Annotated in this window: 11 protein-coding genes and 1 other RNA gene; 7 read left to right on the top strand and 5 right to left on the bottom strand. The window is 64.2% G+C overall.

The features are described from left to right. Positions 1–15 precede the first annotated feature (15 nt). Together A3AI_RS0129805 and A3AI_RS0129810 are read left to right on the top strand one after the other, a co-directional pair. A complete protein-coding gene (locus tag A3AI_RS0129805; protein WP_024519087.1) occupies positions 16–1,440 on the top strand; it encodes a methyl-accepting chemotaxis protein in 1,425 nt (474 codons plus the stop codon). 78 nt (positions 1,441–1,518) lie between these two features. Further along, positions 1,519–1,749: a hypothetical protein gene (locus A3AI_RS0129810; RefSeq protein WP_024519088.1), complete on the top strand. Its 231-nt coding sequence runs from the start codon at positions 1,519–1,521 to the stop codon at positions 1,747–1,749. Between the two features lie 117 nt (positions 1,750–1,866). On the opposite strand, the gene A3AI_RS0129815 is transcribed toward A3AI_RS0129810, so the two are convergent. The 5 genes from A3AI_RS0129815 to A3AI_RS0129830 all read right to left on the bottom strand — a co-directional run bounded on the left by A3AI_RS0129815 (position 1,867) and on the right by A3AI_RS0129830 (position 4,456). Beyond that, positions 1,867–2,691, bottom strand: coding sequence for a TIGR00282 family metallophosphoesterase (locus tag A3AI_RS0129815; RefSeq protein ID WP_024519089.1), 825 nt, complete (start codon positions 2,689–2,691; stop codon positions 1,867–1,869). A gap of 1 nt (position 2,692) precedes the next feature. Continuing rightward, positions 2,693–3,280, bottom strand: coding sequence for a 5-formyltetrahydrofolate cyclo-ligase (locus A3AI_RS0129820; protein WP_024519090.1), 588 nt, complete (start codon positions 3,278–3,280; stop codon positions 2,693–2,695). A gap of 150 nt (positions 3,281–3,430) precedes the next feature. Further along, a non-coding RNA gene (gene ssrS / locus A3AI_RS45820) (6S RNA) lies at positions 3,431–3,591 on the bottom strand. 128 nt (positions 3,592–3,719) lie between these two features. Next, on the bottom strand, positions 3,720–4,103 hold the full coding sequence (locus A3AI_RS0129825) for a cell division protein ZapA (RefSeq protein WP_024519091.1): 384 nt from the start codon (positions 4,101–4,103) through the stop codon (positions 3,720–3,722). Beyond that, positions 4,100–4,456, bottom strand: a complete 357-nt coding sequence (locus tag A3AI_RS0129830; RefSeq protein WP_024519092.1) for a DUF4164 domain-containing protein — start codon at positions 4,454–4,456, stop codon at positions 4,100–4,102. The genes A3AI_RS0129825 and A3AI_RS0129830 overlap by 4 nt, the downstream gene beginning before the upstream one ends. 279 nt (positions 4,457–4,735) lie before the next feature. On the opposite strand from A3AI_RS0129830, the gene tkt reads away from it, so the two are divergent. The 5 genes from tkt to A3AI_RS46505 form a co-directional block, all read left to right on the top strand. Beyond that, positions 4,736–6,721 (top strand): transketolase, encoded by a 1,986-nt coding sequence (tkt, locus tag A3AI_RS0129835; protein WP_024519093.1) that lies wholly within the window; start codon positions 4,736–4,738, stop codon positions 6,719–6,721. A gap of 296 nt (positions 6,722–7,017) precedes the next feature. After that, entirely contained in the window at positions 7,018–8,025 is a 1,008-nt protein-coding gene (gene gap, locus A3AI_RS0129840) for a type I glyceraldehyde-3-phosphate dehydrogenase (protein WP_024519094.1), read from the top strand. 187 nt (positions 8,026–8,212) lie between these two features. Further along, entirely contained in the window at positions 8,213–9,406 is a 1,194-nt protein-coding gene (locus A3AI_RS0129845) for a phosphoglycerate kinase (protein ID WP_024519095.1), read from the top strand. Between the two features lie 57 nt (positions 9,407–9,463). Next, positions 9,464–10,531, top strand: coding sequence for a class II fructose-bisphosphate aldolase (gene fba, locus A3AI_RS0129850; protein ID WP_024519096.1), 1,068 nt, complete (start codon positions 9,464–9,466; stop codon positions 10,529–10,531). Between the two features lie 125 nt (positions 10,532–10,656). Next, positions 10,657–10,845 (top strand): helix-turn-helix domain-containing protein (locus A3AI_RS46505; RefSeq protein WP_156927996.1); only part of this gene is annotated, 189 nt, incomplete at its 3' end.

Genomic DNA, 10,845 nt, shown 5'->3' on the forward strand with positions numbered 1-10,845 from the left:
TGGAGAAACGCGGCAATGTCGCTCGCTGCGCCTGTGAAAGTGGAAACGCCCAACACCCCCTCGACCAGCGAACGGCTGGTCGACCAGCTCGCCAACCGCATCGGCGGGCTCGGCGTGGAGCTTGCCGATGTCGCCGGCAATGTCCAGGAGGTGGCAAGCCGCGTCACCGACCAGTCCAAGCGGTTCGGCCATCTGCAACAGACCGCGCAGACCATGGTCACCGCCAACCATGACATCGCCGATGCGTCGAAAGCCGTGCAGTCCGCAAGCGCCTATGCGGTCAACGAGATCACCCAGTCGCGCACGGCGGTGGAGACCGCGGTGCGGCATATCGACGAGCTGGTCGAGGCGGTCGGCCGCATCGAAGGCCGGCTGTCCGCAGTGTCCTCCGCGCTGGCGCAGGTCGCGAAAGTCTCGACCTCGATCGAGGCGATCGCCAGACAAACCAACCTGCTTGCGCTGAACGCAACCATCGAGGCCGCGCGGGCGGGCTCTGCCGGCCGCGGCTTTGCCGTGGTTGCAAGCGAGGTGAAGAGCCTCGCAGAAGCCACCCGCCAGGCGACGCATCAGATCGGCAACACCGTGCGCGGGCTCGATGGCGAGCTTAACAATCTCATCGGCGAGAGCAGCGAGGCCTCGGCGCGGGCGAAAAATGCCGGCGAAGGCGCGCAACAGATCGAGAGCATCATCGCCCGCGTGCAGGATGGCTTCACCCGGGTTGGCCGCGAGATCGACAGCGTCGCAAGGGCTGCGACCTCCAACCTCGGCCATTGCGACTTCGTGATCGATGAGCTGACCAATCTCGCCAAGGGCGTCGACCTGTCCTCGACCGACCTAAAGCACGCCGACGAACGTGTCGCAAAACTGCTCGAAGTCTCCGAGGGCCTGATCGCGATGATCGCCGATTCAGGCGTCGAAACCTCGGATGCGCCGCTGATCCGTGTCGTGGTCGAAACGGCCCGGCGCATCACGGCGACGTTCGAACAGGGCGTCGCCCGCGGCGAGATCACGCTCGCGCAGTTGATGGACGAGAAATATCGCGAAATTCCCGGCACCAATCCGAAGCAATACAAGACCGACTATGTCGAGTTCACCGACCGCGTGCTGCCCGCGATCCAGGATCCAGTCCAGAAATCCGATCCGCGCATCGTGTATTGCGTCGCCTGGGCCAGGGGCGGCTATCTGCCGACGCACAATCCCAACTATCGCCTGCCGCAGGGCAATGATCCGGTCTGGAATAATGCCAATTGCCGCAACCGTCGCCTGTTCAACGACCGCGCGGTGAAGAACGTGGCTGGCAATACCAAGCCGTTCCTGCTGCAGACCTACCGGCGCGACATGGGCGGCGGCAAGTTCGTGCTGATGAAGGACGTCTCCTCGCCCATCATCGTCAACGGCCGCCACTGGGGCGCCCTGCGCATGGGCTTCCGCCAGTCATGAGACGGGCTCGCGCAAGCTGTCGTCGTTTGTTCATCGGCGCTGCCTATAAGACCCCGCGACAATCACGAGGGGCCAACGATGAGCGAGCATCCAGAGCTGGACGAACTGCAGGCCGCCTACAAGAACGCGGTCGAAGCCTGGATCGCCGCGATCCGGAAAGAAGAGGCACTGGCCTCCGTAGCCCACGACATCGCCGATGTCGACCAGTGGGAGCAGGCACATTTCGATGAAGATGAAATGCGCAGCGTCGTGAAGGACGCCAAGGCGAAGTACGAGGACGCGTTGCGCGCGAAGTTCTTCGGCTTTTGAATTCCGGTGTCATTCCGGGGCGCTCGCGAGAGGCAGCGCCCCCGGGGTCTCACGCTCCAACCTCCGGATTCCGGGTTCGCTCGTTTTAAGCGCGCCCCGGAATAACGAGTGAACCGGCTACCCGCTCCAGAACCCCGGCCGTGCCGGCTCCAGCCTTCCGCCGATCCGTACTGGAGCGATCTTCACGGCGAGCCCCGTTGCATCGTCGGTCTCGACCGCGACACCTGAAAGCGTCGCAGGTCCCAGGGCTGCCTCGAAACGCCCCGACGGGATTCCTGTCGTGAAGCGGCGCAGCGGCTCGTCCTTCTGCATGCCAATGATGGAGTCGTAGTCGCCGGTCATGCCGGCGTCGGTCATGTAGGCGGTGCCGCCGGGCAGGATCTGGTGGTCGGCGGTCGGCACGTGGGTATGGGTGCCGACGACGAGGCTGGCGCGACCGTCGCAGAAGAAGCCGATGCCCTGCTTCTCGCTGGTCGCCTCGCAATGGAAATCGACCAGAATGGCATCCGCAGCCTCGCGCAACGGACAGGCGGACAGCTCGCGCTCGAGTGCTGCGAACGGATCGTCGAACGGCGTCATGAACACGCGGCCCATGGCATTGATGACCAGCGCACGCCTGCCATTTTTGGTGTCGACCAGCGCAGCCCCGCGGCCGGGCGTGCCGCGCGGAAAATTCACCGGCCGGACCAGCCTTGGCGCGCGATCGATGAACACCAGCGCTTCGCGCTGGTCCCAGGAGTGATTGCCGAGCGTGATGGCATCGGCACCCGCATCGAGCAATTCCTGATAGATGGTCTCGGTGATGCCGAACCCCCCGGCCGCGTTCTCGCCGTTCACGACTACGAGATCGAGCGACCAATCGCGGATCAGGCCCGGCAGATGCTCGGCGATCGCGTTGCGCCCGGCCCTGCCTACGACGTCCCCCACAAAAAGAATACGCAACCTAACTGCTCCGGAAATCGAATACCTTCGTTTCCGTTAGCACATAATCCAGCGCCACGTCGTGCGACAAGGCCGGAATGGCCCTGGTTTCCTGGGCCGCGAAGGCAAGCCCGACGCCTGTGACCGGCTTCACCTTGCGCAAATGCGCGAAGGTGAAGTCATAATGCCCCGCACCATAGCCGATGCGGTGGCCGAGCCGGTCGAAGGCAGCGAGCGGCACCAGCATGACATCGGGCAGAACCTCTGCGGCGGCGGGCGACGGCTCGGGGATGCCGAGCGCGCCCAGCATCAACCGCTCGCCCGGCGACCAGGCGCGAAAGATCAGCGAATGGCCACGCGCGGTCACGCTCGGCAGCGCAAGCCGCGCGCCGAGGCCGGCAAGTTTATGCATCAGCGGCGTCGGATCGATCTCGTTGCGGATCGGCGAATAGGCTGAGATCACTGCGCCATTCGCGATCTCGAACGGCAGCCCGCGCGCAGCGATCGCGTCCGCCGCGGCGGCGCGCTGGTCGGGCGAAATGGCATCGCGCCTGGCCAGCGCGGCGGCACGGAGATCGGCCTTGGTGGGGACCCGAGCGGTTTGAGCCATAGCGCATCACCTCGTGTCGTCATCGCCTGCGAAGGCAGGCGATCCGGGATTCCAGGGGCGATCGTGATCGGCCGGGATAACCCGGCCACTGGGTACCCCGCCGGAGAGATCGGTTGGCGGGGCATGACGCAACCATCAACGAAGTCAAAGTGCGAGGCCGCAATCGCCGTTGGAGCGCTCGATCCCGGAGTTCCCTACGAAAGTAGGTGGGCACCATATGTCCGGATCCACGGACCCGGCCAGGGACAGTTCCCTTAAGGATCGATAAGGCCCCGGGGATATATGGCTCCTGACGCGCGACACAGCTTCGCGGGGGCCAATGTAGCAATCGCGGGGCGATTTCGCCAGCGCCAGGAGCTTCGACCGGCTTTCGCTTCCTACGGGCCACCGATCACGAGGCTTCTTCATCCGCCCCTGGAGGGGCGGGTGGAAGCCGGGATCACCCGATGGCGACGCCGCCGCCGATGGTGCGGTTCAGGACCTGGGTGGTGCGCTCGATCCGCTCGGCCGCGGCATTGAGCGCGCTGGCGACAGCGGCTTGCGTCGCCTTGGCGCGGTCCGCGGCTGCGGTGCGCACGTCGCGCAGGCTGATCAGCTCGTCCTCCATGGCGCGCAGCCTCGCATTGGTGTCGAGCAATTCGTCGCACACTGTGAGCGCCGCCATCACCGTCAAGCGCGCGTCACCGATCTCTCCGAATTTTCCGCGCAGGGTGACGATGCGCTGCTCCAGGCTTTCGGCGAGCTTCAGGAGCCGGATTTCCTGGCCTTCCTCGCAGGCCATGCGGTACTGGCGGCCGTTGATGGTGACGTTGATGTGATTCATTCGTCCTCTCCGGCGTCGTCATCCTCGTCGTTGGCGCCGTTCTCACCAACGCCGAGCACCTCGCGGATGGTCTCGATCGCCCCATCCAGCCGCTCCGCAATTTCGCGATTGACGCGTTCGAGCTTACGCGATTTCACCAGCGAGCCGTCCAACTCGTCGGCAAGCCGCGAGCGGTCGACGCCCAGCGCCTGGATCCGGCTCGCCAGCTCGTCCTCGTCGCGGTCGGCCTCCCGGCGCCGCTCCACCGCGCTCTCCAGGGCGTCCAGCGCGATCATGAGCCGCCGCGTCGCGGTGTCGAGATCCGCGGTGAGCGGCTCGGCGGGGGGTGGGAAACTCGCGGGACGATCGTTCATTGAAGCCTGTGCCAGGCCTTTCCAGATGCCGCCCGGGGACTCAGAAAACCCGCGCTCGGGCAAGCGCTTATCGAACGAAATTTACGTGGCCGGGGCGTTCAGCGCAACGCCGCGGGCGAGCTATGCACCGCAAAGCAACTTTTCATCGCTTCAAAACGTTGGACTCCAGGAACTCAGGTGCTATCAGCCCCGTAATCCCCCCGGGGCAACGGCCTTCGCCCCGGCCTTCGGCCAACTTGTCTTGCCCATTTGGCACCTCATTTCAGACGGATTCTCACCATGACGCAGGTCGACCCCACCCGTATGGCCAATGCGATTCGCGGACTCGCGATGGATGCGGTTGAGAAGGCGAACTCCGGCCACCCCGGATTGCCCATGGGCGCGGCGGATATCGCCACCGTGCTGTTCTCGCAATTCCTGAAATTCGACGCCGCCAACCCGGCCTGGCCCGACCGCGACCGCTTCGTGCTGTCGGCCGGCCACGGCTCGATGCTGCTTTATTCGCTGCTCTATCTCACCGGCTATCCGGAAATGACAGTCGACGAGATCAAGCGCTTCCGCCAGCTTGGATCGCGCACGCCGGGCCATCCTGAGAATTTCCACACCAAGGGCGTCGAGACCACGACCGGCCCGCTCGGCCAGGGTATTGCCACCGCGGTCGGCATGGCGCTCGCGGAAAAGATGCTCGCGGCGGAATTCGGCAAGAAGCTCGTCGACCATCGCACCTATGTGCTCGTCTCCGACGGCGACCTGATGGAGGGCGTCTCGCAGGAAGCGATCGCGCTCGCCGGGCACTGGAAGCTCAACAAGATGATCGTGCTCTACGACGACAACGGCATCTCGATCGATGGGCCGACCTCGCTGTCCGACTCCGTCGATCAGGTGAAGCGCTTCAAATCCGCCGGCTGGGCGGCCGAGCTGATCGACGGCCAGGACCAGAAGGCGGTCGCAGCCGCGATCACCCGCGCGCAGAAGTCCAGCAAGCCCTCACTGATCGCCTGCCGCACCACCATCGGCTATGGCGCGCCGACCAAGGCCGGCACCAACAAGGCGCATGGCGAGGCGCTCGGCGCCAACGAGTTGAAAGCCGCCAAGGAGAAGCTCGGCATCTCGCTCGAGCCGTTCTCGGTGCCAGATGACGTGCTCAAGGCCTGGCGCGAGATCGGAGCCAGGGGCAGCGCAGCGCGCACCGAATGGGACGCGCGCCATGCCGAGCTCGGCAGCCGCAAGCGCGCCGAGTTCGAGCGGCGCCTGCGCCATGAGCGTCCTGCTTCGCTGGCAAAGGCGTTCAAGGATCACAAGAAGAAGCTTCTGGAGAGCCCGCTCAACATCGCAACCCGCAAATCCTCGGAAGCCGCGATCGAGGCGATCGCAGCCGTGATGCCGATGGAGTTCGTCGGCGGCTCGGCCGACCTTACCGGCTCCAACAACAACAAGCCGAAAGAGGCGGTCAACTTCTCCGCCAAGACGCCGAAGGGCCGTTTCATTCATTACGGCATCCGCGAGCATGGCATGGCCGCTGCCATGAACGGCATCTTCCTGCATGGCGGCTTTGCGCCGAACGGCGCGACCTTCCTGACCTTCACCGATTACGCGCGTCCCGCGATGCGGCTTGCCGCGCTGATGGGCACCGGCGTTGTCTATGTGATGACCCACGATTCCATCGGCCTTGGCGAGGACGGCCCGACCCACCAGCCGGTCGAGCATCTCGCCGCATTGCGCGCCATTCCCAACATGCGCGTGTTCCGCCCCTGCGACGCCGTCGAGGTGGCCGAATGCTGGGAGCTTGCGCTCAACCGTACCAACGGACCGACCGTGCTGGCGCTGACGCGTCAGAACCTGCCGCAGCTCCGCACCTCGGCGCCCGCCGATAATCCGTGCAGCCAGGGCGGCTATGAGCTGGTCGCAGCCCAGGGCGAAGCCAGGGTGTCGCTGTTCGCCTCGGGCTCGGAGGTCGAGATCGCGGTTGCCGCTCAGAAGCAGCTCGCCGAGCGCGGCATCGCCGCCCGCGTCGTCTCGGTGCCCTCGCTGGAGCTTCTGCTGGCGCAGCCGGAAGCCAAGAAGCAGGCCGTCATTGGCAAGGCCCCGGTCAATATCGCCATCGAGGCCGCGGTGCGCTGGGGCTGGGATGCCGTGATCGGCAAGGACGGCGAGTTCATCGGCATGCACTCGTTCGGCGAAAGCGCGCCGGTCAAGGAGCTCTATAAACACTTTGGTATTACCGCCGAGGCGGTGGTTAACGCCGCCGTGAAGCGGCTGGGCTAGCGGCACACGGCCCGCCGCTAACCAAGAAACTTCTTTGGGACCGCCAAAGAATTTCTTTGGGCTAGGCTTTGAGCCTGAGGTTCCTCAGGAAATCGGCTTACCCTTGCAGGACGGACATATCGGCGCGGCGGCCCCGGGCGGTTGAGCTTGCCGGGAAAAAGGTCTACCTACCAAGTATACAAACCGCTCCCGTCCGGCCGAACCGGGCGTCGGCCCCTAAAAACCCCCGTGGCGACGGCATGTCGCGGGGGACGACAAACGCCATTCCAACAGGCGTCATTGAAGGAGACGAACAGATGGCAGTCCGCGTCGCGATCAATGGCTTTGGCCGCATCGGCCGCAACATCCTGCGGGCAATCGCCGAGTCCGGCCGCAAGGATATCGAGGTCGTCGGCATCAATGATCTTGGCCCCGTCGAAACCAATGCGCATCTGCTGCGCTTCGACTCCGTGCACGGCCGCTTCCCCGGCACCGTGACCGTTGAAGGTGACTCGCTCAGCCTCGGCAATGGCAAGATCAAGGTCAGCGCCGAGCGCGATCCGTCCAAGCTGCCCTGGAAGGCGCTCGGCGTCGACATCGCGCTGGAATGCACCGGCCTCTTCACCGCCAAGGAAAAGGCCGCTGCGCACCTCACGGCCGGCGCCAAGCGCGTGCTGGTGTCAGCACCGGCCGAGAATGCGGACGCGACCATCGTCTACGGCGTCAACCATGACACGCTGACCAAGGATCACCTCGTCGTTTCCAACGGCTCCTGCACCACCAACTGTCTCGCGCCCGTCGCGAAGGTGCTGAACGACACCGTCGGCATCGAGACCGGCTTCATGACCACGATCCACGCCTATACCGGCGACCAGCCGACGCTGGACACGCTGCACAAGGATCTCTACCGCGGCCGCGCGGCGGCGATGTCGATGATCCCGACCTCGACCGGTGCGGCCAAGGCGATCGGCCTCGTGCTGCCGGATCTGAAGGGCAAGCTCGACGGCGTCGCGATCCGCGTGCCGACGCCTAACGTCTCGGTGGTCGATCTCAAGATCGTTGCAAAGCGTGCAACGGACGTAAAGGAAATCAACGAGGCAATGAAGCGCGCTGCTGAGCAGCAGCTCAAGGGTATCCTTGGCTACACCACGCAGCCCAACGTCTCGATCGACTTCAACCACGATCCGCACTCCTCCACCTTCCACATGGACCAGACCAAGGTCATGAACGGCAATCTGGTGCGCGTGATGTCGTGGTACGACAATGAGTGGGGCTTCTCCAACCGCATGGCTGACACCGCGGTCGCCATGAGCAAGCTGCTCTAAAGAACTATTTGTCGTGCCCGGGCTTGGTCCCGGGCATTTGTTTAGTTGTGCCCCGTCGTTCCGGGCGATGCGAAAGCATCGAACTATGGTGCGCAATTGCGCACCTGAGAACCTCGAGATTCCGGGTTCGGTGCTGCGCACCGCCCCGGAATGACGAGATCGGAACGACGACGTCAGGAAACGTCCCATGAAACAATTCCGCACCCTCGACGACGTCGACGTGAAAGCCAAGCGTGTGCTGCTGCGCGTCGATCTCAACGTGCCCATGGAGAACGGACGCATCACCGACACGACCCGGCTCGATCGCGTCGCACCGACCATCACCGAAATCTCGCAAAAGGGCGGCAAGGTCATCCTGCTCGCCCATTTCGGCCGGCCCAAGGGCCGCGACGAGAAAGAATCGCTCAAGCCCGTCGCGGCAGCGCTCTCGAAGGTGATCAGCAAGCCTGTCGCTTTCGCCGACGACTGTGTCGGCGAACCGGCTGCGAAAGCCATCGCCGCCATGAAGGACGGTGACATCCTGTGCCTGGAAAACACCCGCTTCCACAAGGAAGAGGAGAAGAACGATCCGGCCTTTGTCGCGGAATTGGCCAAGCTCGGCGACATCTGGGTCAACGACGCTTTCTCCGCCGCCCACCGCGCCCATGCCTCCACCGAGGGGCTCGGCCACAAACTGCCGGCCTGTGCCGGGCGCACCATGCAGGCGGAACTCGAGGCGTTGTCGAAAGCGCTGGAGGCCCCCGCGAAGCCCGTGATCGCGATCATTGGCGGCGCCAAGGTCTCGACCAAGATCGACCTGTTGGAAAACCTCGTCACCAAGGTTGACGCGCTTGTGATCGGCGGCGGCATGGCCAATACCTTCCTGCATGCGCAAGGCGTTGCGATCGGCAAATCGCTGGCCGAGAAGGATCTGGCGCCGACCGCGCTGCGGATCATGGAGAAAGCGGAAGCCACGAACTGCGCCATCATCCTCCCCGTCGATGCCGTGGTCGCCTACCATTTCGTTGCCAATGCCCCCTCCCATGCCTATGGACTGGACGCGATCCCGGCCGAGGGCATGATCCTCGACGTCGGCCCGCAGTCCAGCGCTCGCATCCATGCCGCAATCGACGATGCGGCAACGCTGGTCTGGAACGGCCCGGTCGGGGCCTTCGAGCTGCAGCCTTTCGACCGCGGCACCATGGCGGCCGCCAGGCACGCCGCCGGGCGGACCAAGGCCAAGAAACTGCTCTCGGTCGCCGGCGGCGGCGACACCGTGGCGGCGCTGAACCAGGCCGGCGTTGCCTCAGATTTCAGCTACGTGTCCACGGCGGGCGGCGCGTTTCTTGAATGGATGGAAGGGAAACCGCTGCCGGGCGTCGAAGTTTTAAAAGTGCGATAGATTATAAATTAGAGACGAGCGGGCGCATTGAGCCCCCAAAAGCGGAGAAAATGACCGATGGCACGCATTACGTTGCGTCAATTGCTGGATCATGCGGCGGAACACGACTACGGCGTGCCGGCCTTCAACATCAACAACATGGAGCAGGCGCTGTCGATCATGGCGGCGGCCTCGGAGGTCGATGCACCCGTCATCATCCAGGCCTCGCGCGGTGCCCGTTCCTACGCCAACGACGTCATGCTCCGTCACATGATGGACGCGGTGACCGAAATCTATCCGCAGATCCCGGTCTGCGTGCATCTCGATCATGGCAATGAGCCCGCGACCTGCATGACGGCGATCCAGGCCGGTTTCACCTCGGTGATGATGGACGGCTCCCTGAAGGCCGACGGCAAGACTCCGGGCGACTGGAGCTACAATGTCGGCGTCACCAGGACGGTTACCGACATGGCCCATCTCGGCGGCATCTCGGTCGAGGGTGAATTGGGCGTGCTCGGTTCGCTTGAGACCGGCATGGGCGACAAGGAAGACGGCCATGGCGCGGAGGGCAAGCTCTCGCATGACCAGCTGCTGACCAATCCGGACGAGGCCGTGAAATTCGTCCAGCAGACAAAGGTCGATGCGCTCGCCATCGCCATGGGCACCTCGCATGGCGCCTACAAGTTCACCCGCAAGCCGGACGGCGACATCCTCGCCATGAATGTGATCGAGGAGATCCACCGCAAGCTGCCGAACACCCATTTGGTCATGCATGGCTCCTCCTCGGTCCCGCAGGACCTGCAGGAGATCATCAACGCCAATGGCGGCAAGATGAAACCGACTTGGGGCGTGCCGGTCTCCGAGATCCAGCGCGGCATCAAGAATGGCGTGCGCAAGATCAACATCGACACCGACAACCGCATGGCCATGACCGGCCAGATCCGCAAGGTGCTGACCGATCACCCGGAAGAGTTCGACCCGCGCAAGTACCTGAAGCCGGCGATGGAGGCGATGACCAAGCTCTGCAAGCAGCGGCTGCAGGAGTTCAATACCGCGGGCCAGGCCAGCAAGATCAAGAAGGTCCTGACCACCGCCGAGATGGCCAAGCGCTACGCCAAGGGCGAGCTCGATCCGAAGGTGGCGTAGCCCGAGCGCTTCTCAGCTGTCATCGTCCGGCTTGATGTTCAGCCCGGGGACATGACCGACGGGTGTTCGGGGACATAGCCGACACATCATAGTGCACGGATTTGGCAGTGTGGGAGGCCAAGTCCATGCCCTGGCGAGAGGTGTCGGTTATGGATCAGCGGCGGGAGTTCGTTCGACTTGCGATGCAGGAAAAAGCGAATCGGCGGGAGCTCTGCCGGCGATTTAATATCCATCCCGATACGGGCTACAAATGGCTTGCGCGATGGCGGGCCGACCAGGACGTTGAGGACCGCTCGCGCAGGCCGCATTCGAGT

It is taken from the genome of Bradyrhizobium sp. Tv2a-2 (assembly GCF_000472425.1).
In the GTDB taxonomy this organism is placed as follows: domain Bacteria; phylum Pseudomonadota; class Alphaproteobacteria; order Rhizobiales; family Xanthobacteraceae; genus Bradyrhizobium.